The sequence below is a fragment of the candidate division KSB1 bacterium genome, assembly GCA_016214895.1.
Lineage (GTDB): Bacteria > Electryoneota > RPQS01 > RPQS01 > RPQS01 > JACRMR01.
On sequence record JACRMR010000003.1, the window covers coordinates 1 to 23,404 of the forward strand.

General features: G+C 59.8%; 16 protein-coding genes. 10 read left to right on the forward strand and 6 right to left on the reverse strand.

Annotated features, from left to right (window positions below; all coding sequences use genetic code 11):
• Positions 1-285 (forward strand): T9SS type A sorting domain-containing protein (locus tag HZB60_02090; protein MBI5058553.1); only part of this gene is annotated, 285 nt, incomplete at its 5' end.
• Between the two features lie 172 nt (positions 286-457).
• On the opposite strand, the gene HZB60_02095 is transcribed toward HZB60_02090, so the two are convergent.
• Both HZB60_02095 and HZB60_02100 read right to left on the reverse strand, forming a co-directional pair.
• On the reverse strand, positions 458-3,163 hold the full coding sequence (locus HZB60_02095) for a fibronectin type III domain-containing protein (protein MBI5058554.1): 2,706 nt from the start codon (positions 3,161-3,163) through the stop codon (positions 458-460).
• Between the two features lie 80 nt (positions 3,164-3,243).
• Positions 3,244-5,679, reverse strand: a complete 2,436-nt coding sequence (locus HZB60_02100) for a hypothetical protein (GenBank protein ID MBI5058555.1) — start codon at positions 5,677-5,679, stop codon at positions 3,244-3,246.
• 384 nt (positions 5,680-6,063) lie between these two features.
• Here HZB60_02100 and HZB60_02105 point away from each other — a divergent pair, with 384 nt between their 5' ends.
• Both HZB60_02105 and HZB60_02110 read left to right on the forward strand, forming a co-directional pair.
• The gene (locus HZB60_02105) at positions 6,064-7,947 is read left to right on the forward strand and encodes a T9SS type A sorting domain-containing protein (GenBank protein MBI5058556.1); all 1,884 of its coding nucleotides are present in this window, start codon (positions 6,064-6,066) and stop codon (positions 7,945-7,947) included.
• A 777-nt stretch (positions 7,948-8,724) separates the two neighbouring features.
• Complete coding sequence (locus HZB60_02110; protein MBI5058557.1) at positions 8,725-9,951, forward strand: T9SS type A sorting domain-containing protein; 1,227 nt, start codon at positions 8,725-8,727, stop codon at positions 9,949-9,951.
• Between the two features lie 408 nt (positions 9,952-10,359).
• Here HZB60_02110 and HZB60_02115 read toward each other — a convergent pair whose 3' ends face one another.
• Positions 10,360-11,991, reverse strand: coding sequence for a hypothetical protein (locus HZB60_02115; GenBank protein ID MBI5058558.1), 1,632 nt, complete (start codon positions 11,989-11,991; stop codon positions 10,360-10,362).
• 443 nt (positions 11,992-12,434) lie between these two features.
• Between HZB60_02115 and HZB60_02120 the strand changes: the two genes are divergently transcribed.
• Positions 12,435-14,003, forward strand: coding sequence for a Do family serine endopeptidase (locus tag HZB60_02120; GenBank protein ID MBI5058559.1), 1,569 nt, complete (start codon positions 12,435-12,437; stop codon positions 14,001-14,003).
• A 479-nt stretch (positions 14,004-14,482) separates the two neighbouring features.
• Positions 14,483-15,556 (forward strand): transporter, encoded by a 1,074-nt coding sequence (locus HZB60_02125; protein ID MBI5058560.1) that lies wholly within the window; start codon positions 14,483-14,485, stop codon positions 15,554-15,556.
• A gap of 119 nt (positions 15,557-15,675) precedes the next feature.
• On the opposite strand, the gene HZB60_02130 is transcribed toward HZB60_02125, so the two are convergent.
• On the reverse strand, positions 15,676-16,764 hold the full coding sequence (locus HZB60_02130) for a hypothetical protein (GenBank protein MBI5058561.1): 1,089 nt from the start codon (positions 16,762-16,764) through the stop codon (positions 15,676-15,678).
• Between the two features lie 500 nt (positions 16,765-17,264).
• On the opposite strand from HZB60_02130, the gene HZB60_02135 reads away from it, so the two are divergent.
• A complete protein-coding gene (locus HZB60_02135; protein ID MBI5058562.1) occupies positions 17,265-18,227 on the forward strand; it encodes a DNA-3-methyladenine glycosylase 2 family protein in 963 nt (320 codons plus the stop codon).
• A gap of 457 nt (positions 18,228-18,684) precedes the next feature.
• Here the strand turns inward: HZB60_02135 and HZB60_02140 are convergent, their stop codons facing one another.
• Positions 18,685-18,924 (reverse strand): hypothetical protein, encoded by a 240-nt coding sequence (locus HZB60_02140; protein ID MBI5058563.1) that lies wholly within the window; start codon positions 18,922-18,924, stop codon positions 18,685-18,687.
• A 24-nt stretch (positions 18,925-18,948) separates the two neighbouring features.
• A complete protein-coding gene (locus HZB60_02145; protein MBI5058564.1) occupies positions 18,949-20,049 on the reverse strand; it encodes a hypothetical protein in 1,101 nt (366 codons plus the stop codon).
• Between the two features lie 690 nt (positions 20,050-20,739).
• Between HZB60_02145 and HZB60_02150 the strand changes: the two genes are divergently transcribed.
• The 4 genes from HZB60_02150 (at position 20,740) to HZB60_02165 (ending at position 23,359) form a co-directional block, all read left to right on the forward strand.
• On the forward strand, positions 20,740-21,531 hold the full coding sequence (locus HZB60_02150; protein ID MBI5058565.1) for a hypothetical protein: 792 nt from the start codon (positions 20,740-20,742) through the stop codon (positions 21,529-21,531).
• 146 nt (positions 21,532-21,677) lie between these two features.
• Positions 21,678-22,070: a cytidine deaminase gene (cdd, locus tag HZB60_02155; protein ID MBI5058566.1), complete on the forward strand. Its 393-nt coding sequence runs from the start codon at positions 21,678-21,680 to the stop codon at positions 22,068-22,070.
• Between the two features lie 49 nt (positions 22,071-22,119).
• A complete protein-coding gene (gene udk, locus HZB60_02160; protein ID MBI5058567.1) occupies positions 22,120-22,797 on the forward strand; it encodes a uridine kinase in 678 nt (225 codons plus the stop codon).
• A 73-nt stretch (positions 22,798-22,870) separates the two neighbouring features.
• On the forward strand, positions 22,871-23,359 hold the full coding sequence (locus HZB60_02165) for a CoA-binding protein (protein ID MBI5058568.1): 489 nt from the start codon (positions 22,871-22,873) through the stop codon (positions 23,357-23,359).
• Positions 23,360-23,404 lie beyond the last annotated feature (45 nt).

Genomic DNA, 23,404 nt, shown 5'->3' on the forward strand with positions numbered 1-23,404 from the left:
AGCCTGAACGCCGCCGTGATCACGGAGTACGCGCTCGCGCAGAACTTCCCGAATCCGTTCAATCCGTCCACGAGCATTGTGTTCGACATGGTGGACGCCGGGTTCGTGAGTCTGAAGGTTTACAACACGCTGGGCCAGGAAGTGGCGGCGGTGGTGAATGGCAGCATGGACGCTGGCCGTCACGTCGTGACGTTCGACGCGGCGAATCTGCCCAGCGGCATGTACCTCTACCGCCTCGAGACCAACGGCTTCAGCGCGCAGCACAAGATGTTGCTGATGAAGTAATTCAAGCGGGGTGGTAGGGGCCGAGTGCGTCGCCCCGCCGTTTCCCCGCCGGAACCTGAATAAACAACAGCGGGCGGCCCAATCGGGTCGCCCGCTTTCTTCGTGTCCCCTCCGTTCACGCGGAGCAGGAGGGGGATTCTGATCTCGGCAACTCAGTTCTGCGAAGCGTTCATCACGGCCATACGGTCTTGACAAGGTAGTGGTAGCGCAATGTCGCGTGCGCCAGCGCATTGCTGTCCACACACAGGGTGTCGGTCACCTCGGCGATCAGATCCACAAACGAGCCGTTCTCGGCCACGTCGCGATAGACCCGATACGCCGCCACGTTGCCCGCGGGACGCCGCCAACGCAGCGACATGTGGGGTCCGCTGGCCAAAGCAGTCAGTTGCAGCGGTGGCTGCACACTGATGCTGTCCGGTCCGTACCAGATGAAGACCTCTTCGTCCGACCACGGCGACCAATTCAGATTGGAGTCGCGGAAGCGAATTCGCCAGCCGTAATCCTGCCCGGCGTCCAGCAGACTGTCCACCGGGCCGAACCGATCCAGTTGAATCCCGGCATTGCGGTCGATCGGCGTGTAATTTGGCGCGCCGCTGTCGTAATAGTAGTTTTCGAAATCCCGCGTGAGGTTCATCAGCGGCGCGGCATAGCTGCCGGGAGTGGCCGTGAGCTGAAGCTGCGAACTCTGGACGGTGTCGGGGCCGCCCGGCGCGGTCGCGATCAGGGTAATCGAACCGAACACTTCCCCCGTGGGATAGACTCCCAACGGGGCTGCCGGAGCCGCCGCTCCGACACTGTGTTCCCAGTGATCGAACGGCACATCGGCCATCGGCATATTGCTGTTGCCCAGCGAATAGGCCGTCGCTGCATAGCGGTGATTGGCCAGATCGACTTCCACCAGCACATAGTGATTGTAGTCGAAGGCGCGATGAACCTCCGGGTAGTCCGTCTGGTTCGCGTACATCCGCCAGCGATCCAGCGATCCTCCCCCGCCCCCGCATACCAGCGTACGCAGATTGCCGTTAGCTCGCGCGCCGCGCTCGTAGTTGTGTGAATGCCCGAAACTGATCATCGCCGCTTTGGAATAGCCTTCCAGCATCGGCAGGATTGTGTTCAGCGTCCACGACGTGTTGCCGTCGGGCCAGACCTCGCTGTGTCCGGGATGGTGTGTGGAGACGAAGATCATGTCAATCGTCGTATCGCTCTGCGCCTGCGCGAGCCTCGTATTCAGCCAATTGGCCTGCGTCGTGCCTTGCGTATTACTATTCAAAGCAATAAACAGCACGCGTCCCAGCGCGAAAGAATAGTAGCGCTCGCCTTCCGGTCCGGCGAAATCGTCGTACTTCATGTAGTCGTAGAAGTAGGACGACTCGCCTTCGTGATTGCCGATCGACACCATGAACGGAATGCTCTGATTGAGCTGGCGGAAGGGCAGGAAATACTCAGTCTGGTACGTCGCCAGACTCAGGCCGTTGCCGAGGATGTCACCGCAGTGCATCACGAACTGAATGGAGTCGGCATAGGACGCGCCAAAGCGATTGAGCAGCGTCTGCTGCATCGCATTGGCGACCTCAGTACTCCGGGAAATGTTCGTCTGGGAGTCGCTGATGAGCATGAACCGCAGCGTGCCGGATCGAGTCCCTTGGGCCGGAGGCGTGTGGAAGCGGGTCACCGGTGTACTGGCCGTGTCCGAGCGACAGCGGTAGAAGTAGGTGGTATTCGGTTGTAAATTCGTTAATGATACCGTGTGCCACACGGCCGTTCCGCCGATGGTTTGCGCACTTCCGGTGGCAGTCAACCCCAGGCCCTCGGTCAGGCCGTAATCGACAACCGTCTGCGTCGAGGGTTGGTAATGCCAACTGATCATGATGGATGTCGGAGCGGGCGACTGCAAATATGGCGTCATCACATCGGCCGGATTGCTGATCACGTGTCCGTATCCGCCCAGTGCGGCAGCTTGTGCGCCGGAGAGCGATACGTCGTAGATGGCCACCTGTGCGATGTCAATGGGGTTATCTTCGCCGTTCTCATCGGCGAAGAACAGCACTTGATTGCCGTTGTTGGCCGGGTTGAGCGCGAACCGGCCATTCAAAACCTGCGCCCCGCCGTCTTGCAGCAACGCGCCGTCCAGATAGTAGCGGTAGCTGCTGCCCAAGTCGGCGGAGATGACGAGCCGGTACCATTCGTTGGGCACCGTCGCATACGCCGAATAGCCGGTCACGCCCACGCCGATATTGCCACCGCTGTTGATGAAAGCGTCACCGTCGTTGGCATTCGTGATGCTGGTCTGGTAGAACGTGTACCAGCGTCCTAACTGCGCGACCCGGAAGTCGATCACGATCGAGAACTCGTTGACCCAACTCGCGCTGCCGCCATTGGCCGGCATATCGTGATAGCAGCGGTAGTAGCTGCCGACGCCGATGTTAATCGCACCGCTGCCGTTGGGTCCGGCGATTACACTGTGGGTGCCCTGCAGGACAAGATCGTTGCCGACCTGCGCGTAGGTCGGATGCGCCGCATCTTCAAATGTCCACCAGCCCACCGGGTTGACCGACGCGGTCATCGCGACCAGCTGAAAATCCACCGTGTTATTGCCCGGAGCCAGCGTCACGGTCTGACGTCGATTCAGGTAGTTCGCGCGGCGAACGACCGTTTCATAAGTGCCGGCGCCGACGGTGGACAGCGAGTACGCTCCACCGCCGTTGGTCTGAATCGAGTCGATGGAACCGAATCGTACCCAGGCTTGAGCGACGGGAAGTCCACTCGTGGAATCCGTCACGATTCCTGATACCGCGGCGAACGCCGCGTTGTGCCCGATCGCCGAAACCAAGACCGCGAGCGCCAGAAATCGCGCTGCTCCCAACAGGTGCGTGTTCATAGGTGTGTCTGTGAGTAGCAGAGGCGGCCCTGCGTGGCCGCCTCTTGCAGAGTAGTAGATCGCTTAATCCGGCGCGTTTCTCACGGAGTGGTCGAGCTTTGCACCGTGTAGAACTTCAGCCCCTGGCTGATCGCTCCGAGATCCAGAAAGACGGTGTCCGTGGCGCTGCCCTCAAATGTGCTATACAGGCCGCCTTGCGTGCTCGCGCTCCAGACGTGATAGTACGGTGCTTGCGTGGAGTTCCAGCGCAGCCGGATATCGGCGCCGACGCGAATCGCCGTCACGGTCGGCGGCAGGAGGGCGAAGCCCGTGGCGCGGATCATGCGGTTACCGGGGCTGCACTGCTCGATTCCCTCGTTCTCGTTGTGCCATTGCGTGTCGCACGGCACATAGACAAAGGACCGGTGCTGTCGCGCACTCGACGTGTCATGCAGGATGGACTCGTACGCCCCCGAGTTGGGGTTGGCCACGGCCACGCAGAACGCTCCATTCACTACCGGCGGCGCGCCGGTTTCATCGCGGAACAGTACTCGCGTGAAATTATCGGGATTGCCGGGAATCCCGCCAATCACATTGCCGATGCTGCCGACCGTTTCTTCGAGAATCAGGCTCCCCGGCATTCCGCCGCCATCGACATTCAGCAGTTGAACACGCAGCAGCTGATGCCGCGGATCCGGACTCGCCGCGGAGATTCCAATCAACGCGCCTTCGACGACGTAGGGAGTCTGAGGCGCATCGAACTTCACCGCCCATTGCAACCCGGTATCAAATCCCCACTGACTGGCCTCGGCCGTCCCATCGTCGTAGGCGATCATGCCGGCTCCTGCCGCGCCGACTTCGAACGCATATAGATCGGTGAGCGAGACGGCATTATGCGAATCCACCACGCGCACGAAGTACTCCCAGCGTCCCGCGCTCAAGCTGAGTGTCGCCGCAAATTCGTCCGGATTGCCCGTCGCGGCCATCGCGACGGAATCGAACACCGTCCCGGGCATGAGTCGGTAGAACAACCGTGTACTGAACCCCGGATAGTCATCGGCCACGATGGCCGTCAGGGTCACATTGCCGGGCAACTGATCGTGCAGCGCATCGTGCTCCAACAGCGGCGCGGAATTGGGTTGATCGAGAATGACAAAGACGTTATCCGAGGAGTCCACGATCCCGGCGAAATCAAGGCTGGAGACGATCAGCCGGGCAAACGGTGTGACCGGTCCGACCGGGGTCCAGAAGTGCGAGCCGTCATTGGCCGTCGCGGCTTCGAGGATTTCGGTGGGGCCGGTGTTGGCGCGCCGAAGTTCGATCTTGACGTTACCCGTAATGCCGTTCGAGGACCAGCGGATTTCATAAGGGATCTGCGTGTACCACAGCTCGCCGCCGTTGGCCGCCAGCACCTGGATATGACGCAGGCCAACTTCGAAGTCCGTTTCAGACGAATCACCGACGAGGGGGTGCGCGGTGCCGGTGACTCGGATGCGCGCTGTGGTGGTCGTCGGCCCGGTCACAGACCACGTGTACGCGCCGTCATTGGCCGTGTTGTCGGAGATGGACTCCCAACTGCCGGTGGGGAAAGCACGATTGATTTGAATCCGCACGTTTTCACTGAAACTGGCGCTGCTCCACAGGATGTCCTGCGTCTCGCCGTCGAAGTAGGCGCCGCCGCCGTTGGGCGTTCCCAGCGTGATCGAACCGCTCGTGGCAACGACATCCGCCCACTCGGTCTGTGCGATGTCCTGATTCGAGGCATTCTGCACAAACCCGATCACGGACAGGTTCTCCGGTCCCCAGGATGCGTCGCGGGCGATCACACCCTCGATTTCATAGGATTGTCCGGTCGTTATCGAAAACGGCTGTCCCGGCACAGCATTCGGCGCGGCATCGCGGAACGGCTCCGGGAACGAGGTCTCGCCATTCGGCGCGGAATAGCTGATGAGGTCCGAGACCAGCACCGCATACATGCGATAGCTGCCGCTGTTCATATTCTGGTCGGCCGTCGCCCGGATCAGGTAGTGTACGCCGGTCGCGCCGGACGGGGCGGCCCACAGCTGCATGCTGCACGGGCTGGAGATGGCGGCGCGGCTCCGGATGTCGCTTCGGATGGCGGTCGGGTCGTTCATGGCGGGATTCAGCACGCCGTCCATGTAAATATCCGGCACGCCTGTCACCCCGTAGTAGTTCACTCGCGCTGCGACTTCATTGGGGTTCAAGACATAAAAGGGATCGCCGGTGCCCGGCCACCAGACATGCCAGCTGATCTTGATGACCGTGTCGCGGGTCATGCTGTTCAGCACGGAATGCAGGCCGGGGTTGTAGGTGGCGCAAGGTCCGCAACTCGTGTTGGTGAAGTGCTCGGCGAGCACACACTGACGCGGGGCGGCCAGACCTGCGGCAGACAGAACCAACAGGAGGGCGACGGCATGCATCGCCTTGATTTGCGTAAACATATGCTCCTCGGGACGGGCTTCGGTTCGCAGGCACCACCGGTACATATCCGGTTCACTTTCAATATAGCCTGCCATGCCTCCGATGTCAAGGCGAGTTAAGAAATAGTTCACAATCTTGTGGGTCAATCACGCTATTTCACGGTCTTCCCGTCCGCTTACCGTCCCGTTGCCCGGTTCAGGGTCGGTTCGGCCTGACGCCCTCGCGCACTTATCCACCTCGACACCCCGCTTATCCACAGCAATTGGCTACAGCAACCCTAATCGAAGCTGTAGGGATTCTGCTCACTATACTTAATAATCCTTAGAGTAAGTATTTTCATAGAGAAGTGAGCAAGAAAGTGAGCCCGATTTCATTGCGCTCTCAAAGCAGCGAGCGTATATTGCCCCGCACTGACGAATAGATGATCATGCTGGTGTCACCTCTATTGACCCACAATGTTGGGAGAGAACGAGGATCTGATGAAATTTGTGTACTTCGCTTTGTGTCTCATGATCGGTGGCTTGACGGCGGCTTTTGCCAATGGCGGCGGCACGTGCGCGACGGCGACGGTGATCCCGGGCTGCCCGTTTACGGATGCCGGCACTTTTGACCTTGATGACGATTGCAACTCGCCGGTTGCCATGCCGTACAACGAGGTCTTCTACTCGTTCACGCCGTCGGCTACGGGCAATTATCAGTTCCTTGTGCGGGGCTACGGTCGGCAGGCCGCGATGCGAATCATGCAGGGCGGGTGCTGTGCGGACGGCGTCAGCAACGGTTCCGCCTCGACCCCGGTTTCGATCGATTGCGGCGAGCCTGCCAGCTCGACCACCTATTTCAGCGCGGACCTGACTGCTGGGGTTCTGTACTTCTTCCATATCGGCACTTCGACCTCGATGGTCAGTAATGCGGCTTTTGATTTTCAAATGACCTGTGTGCCCTGCCCGCGGAATGAGTCTGCCGTCAACCACGCGACTTGCCAGACCGCCGAGGTGATAGCGGAGAACGACTCGCTCTTGGCGGACAGCTCGAACGGCTCGACTCCGGACTGGTTCCGCTTCGCGCTCACGACTTCCCGCAGTGTGCGCATCTTCTGCGGTGGCCGCGAATTCGGTCATTGCATCTCGGGAGTCTATCCGCTGAATCCGCCCGATTCCCCAGTGGATGGCCGCTTCTCCGTGTTCGTCGGCACGAACTGCAACAATCTTGTGCGCCTCGGCGATTACGATGAAGAGGGCTGCTCCGCGGATGCGATCGGCGATCTCGGTTGCCTTGCGGCGGGCACTTACTGGATTCGAGTCAACTGCAATGGCAGCCAGCCCTACATACTGAAGGTCGCGTCGGGCGATCCGCCGGCCTGTCCGGCGGTTTCCGTCCCGGCTCAGCACTGTGCGGGTCCCTGCGTCGGACCGCTCCCCGACCAGGCCACGGTCAGCTACCCGATCGAAGTCGGAATCCCCTATCACATCACCGACCTCAACGTACGCTTGACGCTCACGCATTCGCACGACAGCAATCTGGATCTCTGGCTGGTCACCCCGTGGGCGGATACGATCATGCTGGCGAACAGCCGCGGCGGCGCGGGCGACAATTACACCGGCACGTTGTTCGATGACGGCGCGGCGACGCCCATTGGCTCTGGACTCGCCCCGTTCGCGGGCAGCTACCGCCCGGAAGAGCTATTGAGCGCGGTCGTTGAGCATGCCGCCAACGGCACCTGGCTGTTTGTAGCCCGCGATGACGCCACTCTGGAACAAGGATATTTGAACTGCGTCTGTCTGGAGTTCAGCTACGACCGCATTCTCGACGTGGAGTTGACGGGCTTTGACGCCGAGCGCGCCGACGGCCAGGTGACGCTGCGCTGGAGTACGGCTGCGGAAACGGAGAGTGAGGCGTTTGAAATCGAGCGCGACGGCAGTCTCGTCTCGCGCACGCCCGGTGCCGGTACGAGTACCTCGACCCGCAACTATCAGTGGACCGACAGCGATGTGTTCAACGGGACCACCTATCACTACACGCTGATCGCGGTCAGTCTCGGCGGCACGCGCCGCGTGTTGGGCGCGCTCTCCACGGCTCCGAGTTTCTCGAACGCCCCGGTGAGCGACTACGCGCTGCATCAGAACTACCCGAACCCGTTCAATCCGGAAACGAGTATTGCTTTCGACCTGCCGGTGGACGGTCTGGTCCGGCTGGCGGTATACAACCTGCTCGGACAGGAAGTCGCGCCGCTCGTGAATCGTACCTTGCAAGCAGGCCGGCACGTCGTCTCGTTTGACGGCAGCAATCTGCCGACCGGCATTTACGTCTGTCGCATGGAAGCCGCTGGCTTCAGCGATCAGAAAAAGATGATCTTGATGAAGTAAGTTCCGGAGCGTCGCATGGGTTTGTTGCCCAAACCAAAATCCGCCGAGCGGGGTGCCCTCACCCCGCCGGAATCGGAGCGAGTAGGGCCCCAGTCTTCATCGAATTTGTCAGTTTCTTCTCAGATTCCGGGCACCCCGGGACGGGTGCCTCGGCGAAATCATCTCGGCAACAAGCCCGCACGGCAGTGCGACCCGAGGCTTGGAATCGCCGCGGCAGGTCCCCTGGCCTGCCCCGAATTGTGCAACGACAGCGGGCGACCTGATTCAGGCCGCCCGTTGCCATTTCACCCCGGGCAAAGTCTCCCGAGCCCGCCGGAATTGGGGTCCGGCTCTCTCTCCCCCCAAATTTTGATATGGTGAGACAAAAGCGGGCCTTCATTCTGAGTTTCAGCTTGCAGGTCCTTCCCCCCCTCCCGCCAACTTGACTCTGCTGCTCCGCCTTGCTATATTCCTTCAAGAGCACTTGGGGGGCCCAACGGAAGTAGGTTTGACATGCCGACCATGAGTATCTTCCGGCCGAACATTCTCGCCGTTCCTGACGGACGGCCCACACCTCGACGAACCATCTTCGACACCTTGCTGCGCTCCGCGGCGAGGTGTGTTTTGTTGTGGGCGATTGCGACTTGTTCCGCCCAGCCTCCCGACACGCTGTGGACGCGGACATTTGGGGGAAGTCGCGACGATTTCGTAAACGCAGTCGGGGTAGACAGTTCGGGCGCGATTGTCATCGTGGGTTGGTCCCATAGTCCTGAAACACCAGGAGGTTTCTGTGCACGTTTGAATTCGCAAGGAGAATTGCTTTGGGCTCGCGGTTACGAGCCGGAGATCCTGAGCTGGATAATGGCCGTTCAGGCACTGAACGACGGTTCATCACTGCTCGCGGGCTGGTTGAACGCTCCATTCGGTGTACCCGTTCTGGCCAAAGTGAATAGCGATGGCGACACGCTATGGACTCGCCGGTATGAGGAAACAGAGAACGAGCGCATTCAGGCACTTTGCTTGGCGAGTCCTGACGGCTTCGCGCTCGCACTCGATGGGACCGGCGGTCCCGCCGGTCCTCAGATTACGGTCATCCGCACGGATGAGTTCGGGGCCGCTCTCTGGACGCACGACTACTGTCGCAGAGACGTGTATTATGTCAGCGGCATCTGCCAAACTCGTGATGGGGGATATGTCATCAGCGCGCGTGTACACGATCCCTTCGACTACTATGTGTTGAAGATCAGTAGCGACGGGGACTCCTTGTGGTCGGCTGTCATCGATGGTGGCGACTTCACAGCGTATTCAGAGGCGATCGTTGCCGACAGGGAGAATGGAGTGTTCGTGTGCGGATGGGTCGAAGTGGATAGTAGCTTCGACACGGAGATCTTCATCGCCCGTATAGCCGGCAATGGGGAAGCGCGCAGTTCCAGAACTTACGGAGGTATCGGCCAACAGGCGGCGTGGGGCGGCGCGCTCACCGAAGATGGCGGTCTGATGCTGGCGGGGTCGAACAACTCGGGGAACATCGCCAACCCGGATCTCTTTCTATTGCGACTCGATAGTCTTGGTGACAGCCTGTGGTCGCGCAACTATGGTACGGATGCCGTCGAACACGGATGGGGAGGTCTCGCGATCAACGCAACCGGGGAGATTGCGATGGCTGGTGGTGTACTTGGCACCGGTGGCAACTGGGATGTCTATGTCGTCAAGACTGCGAGTGAGGCCAGCGACAGTCCCCGCGAGCGCTCCCCCACACCCAGCTCGCTTCGAATTCTCAGCATCTATCCGAATCCGCTGAACGGCGTCGCCACAATCGAGTTTGAAACGAGTTCTGGTGACCTCCTGACATTCAAGCTCTTCAATGTTCTTGGTGAGCAGGTGGCTAACGTATTACAAACACGCTTTCAACCAGGCAGGCATCGGATATTCATTGATACTGCCCGTTTTGCGAGTGGGGCATACATTTGCAGGGCTGAGAGCGGCGCTTTCAGTCTCGCTCTCCCGTTGTACGTCGTTAGATGATACCGAGTGATTAGCTCACGGTCTCAGCATGACTCTGAAGCGGCGCCCACTCCCTGAAGCTGACCCATGAGTAGATCAGAGTGGAGTGTACCCAAAAAACTGGACGGTCAGGAGTGTTGAGGTCTTGCACGCGGCGGCGGCATGTGCGGCACGTGCCCCGCTCGGGAGGACGTGCAGCATAGCTAATGAAGCGTCGCGGACGGCGGGACTTGTTGTCCATTCACAGGCATGTAGAATCGAACAAAGCAACGCGGGCGACCTGATTCAGGCCGCCCGCTTGTCATTCAGTCACCCTATCGGTTCACGAGGGGTCTCTACGCTGAGGCGGGTTAGCGCACCGTTCCCGCTGGCATCTTAGCGCCGGACACGCGCGTTACCCGCCCGGAATCAGTGGCGGTCTTCCGCCGCTTAGCCCTTTGGCACCTTATTCTCCACGACGCGCGGCTCCGTCCGCGGCGGCAGGAATTGCGGTCCCGCTCCGGTCACGGTGTAGCGCAGGACTTCCACGGTCTGGTTGGGATCGATCGAGCTCGTTTCCGTCCGCGTATTGCCCTGCACCACGGTTCGCACTTGGAACGCCTGCGCGCCCAGTCCGTTGCCGCAGTCGCTGTACCAATCGACTTCGACGATATATTCACCGACCGGTGGATTCGTGGCCCAGAAGATATTTTCGGGACGGCCATTGATGTAGTTTCCGCACAGATTATCGCGATCCAGCGTGCCGCCCGTGGACGTCACATCGTGGCCGTAAAAGCAACGCTCGCCGCCCGGCTCCGTCACCCACAAATCCAGGTCGAGCGGGTGTTCATTGAACCACGTGAGCGTGACCTGCACGGCGCCGGTGCCCACCGGAATCGTCGGTGTCGGAATACAGACGCACATGCCGGTATCGGGCAGCGTCGTGCTGCCGCTGGTGTAGCTGACGCTGCAATTGGGGTGATCGAAATAGTGCCACGGCTGATTGATCGTCACGTCTGTGAACGTATGCGAGTAGTTGTAGGGCCAGAAGGAATCCCGGTGCTGAATACACAGGTGGTACGACCCCTGCGGCATGAACAGCTTGCCCTCGCTGGCCCAACCGATGGTTCCCGGCGGCGCCCAGAGTCCGCCCAGTCCGTATTGCGGCATCAGGCCGTTGTCAAATTCCGGGTAGGTCAGAGCGTAGGTCTCGACGCAGATCCGCAGCCAGGAGTTCGACAGGTTCGTGACTTGCAGGCACCCCGCCGCGGTGTTGCGCGCGGGCGCCCACGTGCCGAACCACGTCGATAGACTGGCCGTCTGCGCGATGATCGTATGCGTTTCGGCGTCATAGCGGCCGCCGTAGTATTCGAGACTGTCCGTCGTGGGGTTAATGCGGTAGATCGCTACGTTTCCCGGATCAGGATTGCCGTCCACCGGAATCGCGATTTCGACCGGCTCCGCGAACACGAAACCTTCCGGGCCGAAGCGATAGACCTGCGTGGCCTGTGTTTCTCCGGCCGGCACCGCCGCGGTGATTCCATTCGGTCGTTCGATGGAGAAGACGACGGTCGCGGGATTGCCGTCTTCAAGATGCGGTACCGCACCCACCGGCACACTGATCCGCGCTCCTGCCGGAGTCGTGATCACGCCGGACGAGTCGGATTCCACCGGCCCGCTGCCGTTGTCGGGGACGACCGCGGCCAGAATCGTGAAGTCGCCGTCGCTGACGTCAAACACCTCGGGATGATTGGTATCGCTGACCTTGATCCGGCAGGTCGGAGCCACGGCGCTCACCACGCCCCACGCGTACGAGTTCGCGTTCTCCTGATGGATAACAATATCGTTCCAGGTGGTGCCGCCGTCACTCGAATACTGCAGCGTCACGTGCGTCACGTCCGTCGAGATCCAGGTAATCGTCGTCGTCGTGCCGGCACTCAGCGTTTCACCGCCATTGGGCGCCGTGAGTGTGATCGAAGGCGTCGGATCCGGCTCCTTCTCATCTTCGTTCTTGGGACAGCCGATGAAAATCAGTGCCGCGACTGCGAGCACCAGACCTAACCAAAAGTATCGCGTGAGCATTGCCGCCTCCGGAAATTTTTCCCTGTCGAATCAGGTGGAATCCGTGCCTTGGAACACGGTGATAGTTGAAACTTCACGGATTGCAAAGCCCGTGCCCCGTGAATAGCTTCACAAGCCGCTCGGCAAAATCACGGCCCTGCAACGGGAAACGGCTTGGCTTGCGGCGGCGGGATGGCGACCCGGCAGTGTAGGGGGCAGTGGAGGGCCGTCGGAATCCGCAAATTACCCGCAAGGCTGCACATCATAGCCCTGAGGTCAATTATCACATACTATCACAAACATCACCGATATAGCTTCAGGGGAACCTCCTCCACGCTGCTCAGTTTATTGCATGTAGCACAAGGCAACCGGGACAATTCAGTGCTGCCGGTTTCGCGGTGGGTGGAACATTGGCCGCGATCTTGCACTCGAATTCAGTGTGATTCCAAGGAGTAAGTAACGATATGTCCGCAACGAAATCCCATCGCAATCGTAATTTAGTGGTCACCGGCGGAGTGTTGCTGGTCGGCATTCTGGCCGGAGTCTTACTGACCGCGAAGTTGAACTGGACGGAGTCCAGCACTGCGCAAGGCGTCGCCGGCCCTGTAAACGTCGGCTACAATGCGGTCTCTGCGCCGCTGGTGAACAACGACGGTGAAAGTCCGTTCGTCGCCGTGGCCGAACGCGTCTCGCCGACCGTCGTGAACATCACCTCGGACCGCAAGATCACGTTCGGTGGCGGAGACATGCCGGATCTCTTCCGGGACTCCCCGTTCTGGGAGTGGTTCCATCCGCGCGGTCAGGGTGAAGGGGATCAGGAGAACACTCCCCGCCCGCATTCCAAGAAGAAGGAATATCATTCACCGGCGACCGGCTCCGGAATTATCATCAGCCGCGACGGCTACATTCTGACGAATAATCATGTGGTCGAAGATGCCGACAAGTTGTCGGTCAAGGTACTGGACGGCAAGGAATATGTGGCCACGGTGGTGGGCGCCGACCCGGAGACCGACGTGGCGGTGATCAAGGTCGATCATATGTTCGATGCCACCGCGGTCGCGTTGATCGGGGATTCCGAGAAGCTGCGCATCGGCGATTGGGCCATTGCCATGGGCAATCCGCTCGGTCTCGACTGGACATTGACGGTCGGCGTGATTTCCGCTGAAGGTCGTTCCAATCTCGCGATTCAGGGTGGCGGTCCGGCCTATCAGAACTTCATTCAGACGGATGCCTCGATCAACTTCGGTAATTCGGGCGGTCCGCTCTGCAATATTCACGGTGAAGTCATTGGTGTGAACACGGCGATCAATCCGTCGGGTCAGGGCATCGGCTTCGCGATTCCGATCAACATGGCCATGAAGGTCGTCAAGCAGCTGCGCGAAAATGGCGCGGTTGCCCGCGGCTATCTTGGCATCCGTCCGGCTCCGCTGACCGATGACATTCGCTCGGCCATCGGTTTCCCCGAAAACGGCAAGGGCATTTGGGTGGACATGGTGGAGAAGGGCAAGCCCGCCGATGAAGGCGGCCTGCGGGACGGCGACGTGATTACCAAGTTCAACGGTAAAGACGTGGACGACGTGGACAAGTTCCGGATGCTCGTCGCGGATCACACCCCCGGTCAGAAAGTAAATTGCGACATCTGGCGCAGCGGTGACAACCGCAGCTTGACCTTCACGCTCGGCGACCGTGCCAAGTTGGCGACGTTCCTCGGCAAAGGCGGTGAGAAGCCGGAATCACAGAAGACCGATGAGAAGTGGCTGGGGATCACGGTCGAACCGGTGACCGAGCAGTTGGCTGAAGCACTGGAACTCGACGGCACCTTTGGCGTCGTCGTGACGGATGTTGATGCCGATGGCAAGGCCGCCGAGAAGTTGCAGGAGCGCGATGTGATTATCGAGATCGACCGCAAGACTGTCGATTCCGTCAGTGACTTCCGCGACATCGCATCGAGTTTGAAGGATGCCAACAAGGCCGTGCTCTTCCGCATCATTCGCGGCGGAGTCAAGACCTTCGTCGCCATCGACACGAAGTAAGAATCAGCACTCGAGTCCCGGGATAAGTCGAGGCGGCCCTGCGTGGCCGCCTCGACTTGTTTGCGGTGAAATGACGACGACATTATTCGATAACTGGAGTAAGCATATCGCAATATCTCAATCAAACGCTCGCGGACTGGAGCTTGCATCACGGATCATTTCTCCTTAACTTCGGTCAGATTGAGCAGAATCGGTTCGCGCCGCACGCAAGAGGCGATTCGTCACTGAAACGGAGGGTCATCATGAGTAGAGTCAGTCTGTCTTTACTGTTGCTGGTTGTGGTCACCGCTTCGCCCGGTTTCGGGCAAGTGAAGTGAGCGTCACCGAATCTCCCGGTCGGGAGGTTTCAAGCGGCTCGCGGTTTCAGTGTTGGAGAAGCGGAATTCGGAATTGACTACGAGTACGAGTATCTGAATCATGCCCGGCGCGGTGTCGAGATCACGGCCAATCCAAAGGAAGAGGCGACGGAGTTCTCGACCTTGACATTGTCGGGCAGTTACGCGCTGTCCTCGCGACTGCGGGTCGCCGCGCTCGTGCCCTATCGTCGAATCGTCTCGCCGAAGAAGGATCTGACGAGCGGAGATCGCTATTTCCGGCACTTCAGCGGGGTCGGTGATTTGATTGTCGCCGGAACCTACCTGCCGTTCACGTCGATGGGACGCGGGATGAATTTGGCGCTTACGGCCGGCGCGCGATTACCCACCGGCGATGCGAACCCGGATCACGACTGGGGGTACGGCATTTCCCGTGATCCCGTGCTGCAGACGGGGTACGGCACGGTCGATCCGGTCTGGGGCGTCTCCGGCGGAGCGTGGCATGGCCGGCTCTCGACCACGGCCACAGTGGCGGGGCGAGTCTCCGGCGGCGAAAACGTCTATGGTTATCGCTACTCCAACGAAGTGCAATCTCAACTCGGCTTGCGCTATCGATTCAGTGATCGCGTGTCGGCTGGCCTGTCCTCCGCATATCTGAAGTCCTGGCACGATGTGGACCAGCAGGTTATGGTCGGGAACACCGGCGGGGAGTGGCTCTACGGAATTCCGGAAGTGACGTTCTCCGCGGCGGGGGTTCAGTTGGATGTTTCCATGCAGTTCCCGCTGTACTATTTCATTAACGGCGGTCAGTTGATGTCGCAGAGCATTCTCACGACGGGTCTGCGCTTCGATGTGACGCAGCCGGCGATGAACTTCTTCTCGGTGAATCGCGCGGAACTGTCGCCGCTGGCGCAGTCTGGGACCGCCTTGACGAAGCTCCTGCCCGCCGATCTCAGCAATCTGGGCGGGAGCGGGGAGTGGCGCCTGATTGAGTTCATGTCGCGCCAGTGTCATGCCTGCCGGGAGTTTGAACCGAAACTGCGGAACTTCGCATCGCGGCACGGCAGCCTGTTTGTCGCGCAGATCGATATCTTTGATTATTCCGCCGAATCGCTGAAGCCCTATGCCATCGAATCGACGCCCACTATGATTCTGTTCGGACCGGACGGTCAACCCGTGGCTCGCGTCGAGGGAACGGATCTGGCGAAGATCGAGGCGGCTCTGGCGACGAATCCGTAGGTCCCAATCGGGCAGTCCGATGAGCAGCGGGCGACCCATGATGGGCCGCCCGCTTAGTCGTTAATGAGAGACGTCTGAGTTCATCGCGCGGACTGGGTCGTGCGCACCGGCCACGCTCCTTACTCGATCACGGCAACCACCTGATAGCACCGGGATTCCGCGGGCAGCAGTGCGGTCCACGAGGTTCCGGCGAAAATGCCGCTGAGATCCGGAGCGAACGGTCCGTCCGCCGACGGTGCGGAATATACAACATAGCTTGCCGCCCAAGGCGACGCCGTCCAATCCAACTGGATCGAGTCCAGTGACCTGGAGATGACGAGTTCGTTGACGCCATCCGGTGTCCATCCCGCCAATCGCGCCAGCATCACCCAGAACGCGCGGGCTTTGCGGTTGCAGTTCAGGGACTGCGAGTGCGCGCAGGAACAGGTGGCACAAAGCGGATCGCCGGGGTGCGCCGCGCACCATTCGACGGCCCAGTTGCCACCATTGTAATCGCAGTTGTCGTTGGCGTAACGATCGAGGTAGTATTCGCCATCGGGATCGTAGCTCTCGAGATCCGCGAAGTCGAACAGCACTTTGTTCTGCGCGCGGCAGTAGGCGCGGATCTGTTCGTTCCGCTGATGGAGGGTGCCATTGACGCCGCTGCCGTCGAGATGGCCGGTCATGTAAACGAACGTCACGTCCGGGAAGTCAATCTCAAGCTGATTCATGAGCGACAAGTAGCTCTCGATATCAGCCACCGTCGCGGAGCTCACCTGTCCGCACCATGACCACATCACGAGATTGCGCAGGTGCGGATAGATCGCGAAGGCGCCGTCGCTGTTGGAGAGCATGGTGCGCGTTCGCTCGGCCCACGTCACGCGGTCGGGATTACCGAGGTCGCCGTCGGGCACGTAATCCCACAGCGACAATTCGTCAGCGGGAGCGATGGGGTTTCCGGCGCCGTAGCGGTAATGGTTGTAGTCGTTGAACCAGTCGTACAGGGTGTCGGACGCGAGCAGCACTCCCATTCCGCTGACAATCTGGCTGCCGTGTGAGGTGTGCCCGTAGGTCAATTTGAACTGGCTTCGCGCGCTTTCAATGGTCTCGCGGGGCACGAGGTCCAGGCGTGCGCAGGTGTGGTCAATAATCAAGCCTTGACCGCGAACGGCCGCCGCGGCGAGTAAGACCACACACCATGTGTGAACGGAGTTGCGTTTGAGGTTCATTTTCTTTCATCATGTTGAGGTTCTGTCGAATCTGCCTTGCAGTCTGCTATTGTCGGTGTGTCATCGTTGCAGCGAAAGCGTTACAAATGTGACTGCTGCTGGCAGCGTAGATAGAGACAACATACAGAACTCTCAGCGCACTGTCAAGCCCGGCGTCAGCGCTGAACAACTTGCGGCAAGAAAATGCAGGTACGCTCAAGTCGTCGCGTCACTCCTGATACGACGAATTCGCCGTGGCTCTCTGTAGGGTCTCACTCCGAGCAGTAGGGAGATGCGGAAGTGGGCTGACCCGCCCGCTTCGCTTTCTCCCGCCCCCGTTCACGGGGGGCAAGGGGGGTCTCGTCAAACCTGCCATTCGCGGAGTAGCCACCGCGTCCCTTGTCTCGCCGGCAGGGACTGTGTCCCTGCCGCAATCAGGGAACAGTAATCACAGTGGGCGGTCATCAGACCGCCTGCACTTCTTGTTTGATCCTTGATCCTTGATCCTTGTTCCTTGTTCCTTGATCCCAATTCCCGTGCTCTTCTCCTTCTCCGCTCCCCTCGATTTCCGCCAGACCTTGCGCTACATCGGTCGTTTCGAGAACGATACGCTGCACGCCGTCCGCGATGATGCGTACTATCATCTGCTCGGGGATGACCGCGGCTATTTTCTGGTGAAAGTCCGTTCCGCTCCGCCCCAACTTGATTGGGGGGGGCAGGGGGGAGGTAAGCCGCCGAGCCGGGTTAAGTCTCCGCAACCCGGCCGGAATCTGCTGCAAGCTCAGATTGTGCAGGGCGGTCATTGGAAACTCCGTGAGCAGCAGCTCTCCCATTTCTTGGCGCGCACCTTCGGGCCGGACGAGACGCTGAACGCGTTCTATCGCTGGCGCGGCAAAGACGAGGTGTTGCGGCGGCTCGTGCGGCGGTTTCGCGGCGTGCGCGTAGTGGGCGTCGCCAGCCTCTGGGAATGCCTGCTCTGGTCCGTGATCGGACAGCAGGTGTCGGTGCAGTCCGCCTTCGCCGTGCGTTCGCGTGTGACGCGGCTCTCGGGCGCGCAGGTGACGTGGCGCGGCCAACTCTACGAAGGCTTTCCCACTCCCGAAGCGCTGCTCAGTTTGACCCCGCAACAGCTGCGCGACTGCGGCTTTTCGCGGCAGAAAGCGGAGTACGCGCTCGGCATCGCGGAGCAGATCCTGAGCGGCGATCTCAACGAAGCCGCGCTCTGCTCCGGTCCGCCGAGTGCGATGCGCGGCGCGCTGCTCGCGCTGCGTGGCATCGGCCCGTGGTCGGTGGAGTACGCGATGATGCGCCTGCACGCCGATCCCGATGCCTGCCCGTACGAAGACATCGGCCTGCGCAACGCGATTACGCGAGAATACGGTCTGGCGCGTCAAGCCACCGTGCGCGAAGTCGAGGAGTTGAGCGAGCACTGGCGCCCCTTCCGCGCCTATGCCACGTTCTATCTCTGGCAGACGCTGTTGTGATCCCGCATGGCAGCACGCGCGCTTGGCTTTGCGGCGGCACATCTCGTGAGCATTGATGTGCCCCGCTCGGAATCGGTTCTAATCTCGCCCATTTCCCGAGGGTAGAGGCGGCCCTGCGTGGCCGCCTGCCCCTCGTGGCCGCCTGCCCCTCGTGGCCGCCTGCCCCTCGTGGCCGCCACTGGTCTTCTCCCCCACATCCTGCGGGGGGATCAAAGGGGGAGATCTTCCCCTACCAAAATAGAAGCGGCTGCCCGGTTCGTCCGGACAGCCGCTTTGCAATAGATAGAATCTTTGAGTCGGAAGACACTCAGGTGTTGCGGCCGCCCGTTGCGTCAATATAGAACTTAACCGATCCGCCGAACCAGAATTCAATGCGATCGTTGGCGAACTTCACGAGGCTCTCCGTCGCGCCGCTGCCGCGAGAACAACGGAGTTGCCATTGACGTTCAGGTCGGCCTCAGCGTTCACCTATGTGAACTTCGCCATCCGGCCCCTGTCGAAAAAACCCGGCCAGACCGTTTACCTTCAGCGCCTGAAGGCCTCGGTTCGGCAGGTCCGTCTCTTTGATCTCCGCCCGCCACGTCCCGTCCGGTGCAGGAGCTTCATGATTGCGGACGCTCAAACGCGCGTCTTGGGCGCCGTCGGATGAGTCCATGTTCTGATGATTGTACGTGTTGGCCGGATTGCCCCATGACATAGCACACCTCCTCAGTGTTCCCGTTTATTGTGTATATGCCCACGGCCCTCCAAACGGGCCAATGTCGGACCGCGAGCTGTCTCTGTCTAAAATCGTCGGATTCCCGCTACTAACCGCTGGCGATCCGGTCAACAAGCGGCCAGAAAGGAGATCGAGCATTGGATCGCCATGCAAATCTCCCGGACCGGGATCGAAATTGAAGTAGTCATGTTCGTTCCGCCAGAACATGTTATATCCATACACCACAGGGTTCACTGCGTAGTTAGCGTTCCACATGGCATATGCTGCCGACTCTTCGAAAATATTGTTGAACACGGTTCCTTGAAGTGACCAGATTTGCAGACCCACATATCGAGCGATCAGAAGGTTGTTGTGAATCATGCCGCTCGTACGGAGAAGATAGATCAGTACATTCTCTGTGTCCGCTTGGACGATATTATTCAGAAATCTGAACCGCACACCATCGTCAAATTCAACGGTGGTGTGGCCTGCGTGCCTAATGGTTAACCCTCGGATTACGAGTTCGGTTCCACAGGCCGGTGCGAAACAGGCGTTGTGTGCATGTTGTGCATCCAATATGCACCTCGTCGGCCCATGTTCCGATTCGAGCCAGATCCCCTTGCCGAACAGATTCAATGTCTCATAATACGTGCCATCTCTTACTCTGATCGTATCGAAGTCGATCGCGGCATTGATCGCATCTTGAATGCGCGCGTAATCATCGGGCACCCAGATCAAGCGCGGTCCCTGTGCGAGAGAATTTGCCACATTGATGCGCAAAATTGGACTCACTCCGAGATTGCCGTACTCGTCGCGTGCCCGCGCTTCCACGAGATGTACCCCGTCAAGCAGCGAGTCGGTGATCAACGTCAGTCGATACGGCGGCGCGGTGATACCACTCGTCTCGAGTCCATTTACAAAAAACTTGACCTCGGCAATCTGTGAGCTATCCGTCACCGCGACATCCAGCCCTACGGTTCCCCGAACCTCGGCTTCCGGCGGAGTCACCCACTGCACCTCCGGCGGCTGCCAATCCGTCGGCCCGTAGTTGTTCGTGACGTTCTTTTCCGTGCAGCCGACAATTATTGCCGCCAACGCCAGCACGCCGTAGCGCATCTGTCTCATGATAGAACTCCTCTGATCCAAGACCCGTTTGTCTTAATGTATGGCCAATGCGCTCTGAAGTCAAGCCGGGACCCCCAAACCCGGACCACGGGCTTCAGCACATTGTCCGCCTTCTGCACGGTAAGGCGCTGACGCCGCCCGGCCTGCCGTAGCTCAGATTTCTGGCTTTCCAGGGACAGCCGGAATTCCGAGGATGTTGTAAAAATACGAAATTTCTCTTGACATTTGCACAAGTATTTAGTATATTCGTCCCTGGAAGGCGATCTCCTCCGCGCACACATCATCCCACGGCCCTTGGTGGCCAAAGTCGGCTTCGTTCCTTCGCATCTTTCGCTTTCAAACAACTGTTGAAGTCTTAAATTTTCATCGAGTAAGGTAGTTCGTTCGGGCAAAAAGTAATTTGCGCGGCACCCGGAGCAAGGTCTCCAGCCCCATCGCCCCCCGCTCGCCACTCAGATCGGTGCGGCAGCGCGAGGCCGGAGACCGGCCCTTGCAACTTGCAGCAAGACACGGAGCATATGCCCCGCCTCCGGGGGATATGAACGTGATTGCGGCAAATTAAGATCAAGTTAATTCTTAACTAAGGTTACCGCCCCAGCTTGACACCACGGCCTTTTTGTCGTATCTTTTCTACCTGAATGTGTGTCTGCAAATTGCTTCGATGAGACCGGGTAGCGCAGGGTGATGCGAATGGAAAATGGTAGGGTTTTTCGCTTTCTGGTGATGTTCTTGACGCTGGTCGGTGTGCTGTGGGCGATTCGCGAAATCGCCGGACATCGCCCTTCGGCTCCCGCGGCCGTGCAGCCGACGGCCGTGAAGGCTGCCTACACTCCGGCGGCGGATGGCGCAGACTACTCACTGCCGCTGGTAGCTTTCGAGAACTCCTGTGAAGACGGCCAGAAAGTGGATATCAGTGAGTGTACCGGCAAACTTTCTCGCAGTGAGGGCCGGACCTACCGGCTCAAACTCGACCAAGACGCGCCGGTCATGATCGAAGTGCGGCCGCTCGATGGCCTCTTTGATCCGAGCTTCGCCCTCATCGACGAGTACGGGCACTGTCTGATCGGCATTGATGATGCCGGCGAGGCAGCCTCCGAGCGCGGGGAGATCCCCAAGCTCGCGGCCGGGCGCTATGAGTTGATCGTAAGCGGGTATGGCGATCAGTGCGGACCGTTTCAGCTCACCGTGCGCGAACCCCTGCCCCTGCTGACGATGGCCGGGAACCCGCAGCTGCGCAAGGGCGGCAACGGCGCTTCGTTGCACTGGGAGACGTTCGGTGAAAACGATATCACCCATTTCAAGATCTATCGCCTTTCAGCTGCCGGACGAAGCTGTGTGACCACGGTCCGCAGCCACGGTAGCCCGGCCGGGACCGCCCGCTATCGCTGGGTTGACCGCAAGCCGGCGGAGATCGATGCCTACGAGTTGGAAGCGATTGCCGGGGACGGCCGAACCCAGATCGTGGCCACGGTCGCCTCCTGACCTCCCGCTGAGGTTTCTAAAATCTTTGGGGACAACCATTTGGTTGTCCCCTTCTTGTTGCCTTTCGCATTAGGGTTTCTTAAATTATCTCTATAAACTACGATTCTGTTCTGACCCGCATTTTCACGGCGACCGACCCGTCCACCATGACCGATCAGGAACTCGTCAAATCCGCCTGGGAATTCCGCGACCGCGCCGCCGCAACCTATTCCAACTACCCGGTCGGAGCGGCGCTGTTGTCCAAATCGGGGAAAATGTACGGTGGATGCAACGTGGAGTCGTCGAGCTACGGTTTGTCCTGCTGCGCAGAGCGCGTCGCCCTGTTCAAAGCGGTTAGCGAAGGCGAGCGCGAGTTTGTCAAAATCGCCGTGGTCGCCGAGGCGCCCGTGACGGCGACTCCGTGCGGCGCCTGCCGGCAGTTGCTTTCCGATTATTGTGGCGAGCTGGAGATTCTGTTGTCGCGCAAACCGGGCGAGCTGGAGCGAGTGCTGCTCTCTGAGATTTTTGCGCGGCCGTTTGTGCCGACGATGCTGAAATAGTATTCCGAATCCGGGCGCCCGGGGACGGACGCCGCGGCGAACCTGCAAGATGCCGATCACGATCAAGATTCCCAAGCCACCCCAGGAACGTCCTCTGCGCGAACCGCCGGATGGTCCGCACCTGATCGGAATTTGCGGCGGCTCCGGCTCGGGGAAGACGCTGGTCGCGCGCTCCGTGGCGCGCGCGCTGGGACCGGATCATGTACTGCTGATCGAGCAGGACAGTTACTACAAGGATCTCTCGGAGATTCCACTGGATGACCGGAATCATGTAAACTTCGATCATCCGACGGCGTTTGATACGCAGCTCATGATCGCGAACATGCGCGAGTTGCTGGCGGGGCGCGCGATTCAGCTGCCGCTTTACGACTACACGCGGCACGCGCGGGCGGGCTATGCCGAGACGTTTCCGCGGGATGTGATCCTGATCGACGGGATTCTGATCTTCGAAGATCCGGCGCTGCGCGATCTGATGGATATTCGCGTGTACGTGGATACGGAACCTGATGTACGATTGGCGCGCCGCATCCGCCGCGACATCTCGGAGCGCGGACGAACGCTGGAGAGTGTGCTCGAACAATATGAACTACAGGTACGGCCCATGCATGATTTGTATGTCGAGCCGTACAAGAAGTTCGCCGATGTGATTATTCCGCAGGGCGGGCTCAACAAAGTTGCCGTGGACATGCTGGTGACCAAGGTGCGGGCGCTACTCCGGAAAAGCTGAAAGCCGGACACCCCCCTTATGATCCCCCCTTGAAAGTGGGGATGGGGTGCGAACAGGAATAGCGATAAGTACCATGAATCAGGCAGCGACTAAGGCGCGAGGAACGAAATCACAGATTGACGAATTCCTGGCGATCAAGCGAATCGCGATCATCGGGTTGTCGCGGGAGCAGCGCAGCTACTCGCGAAGCGTTGCGCGTGAATTGCGGCGGCGCGGCCGCGATCTGATCGGCGTCAATCGCAATAGCAAAGACATCGACGGTATTCCGTGTGTCGCGGAGATTGCGGCGCTGCCCGCGGGGTTGGATGCAGCGCTGGTGATCTTGCCGCCCGCGCAGAGTGATGCAAGTGTGCACGCGTGCCTCGACGCGGGCCTGCAGCGGATCTGGGTACGTGGTCAGGAGGGCCGGGCCTCTGTCCGTGCGGAACTGGCGGAGCAGTGCGTGAAGCTTGGCGTGACGCTGATCGACGGGCATTGTCCGCTGATGTTCCTCGCCGGGACGGGCTTTCCGCACTCGCTGCATCGGCGGTTTGCGCAGTGGTTCGGGATCTATCCGCGATGAAACGGGTCGAAACAGGAACAAATAAAAGATGCTGAACGATCATCC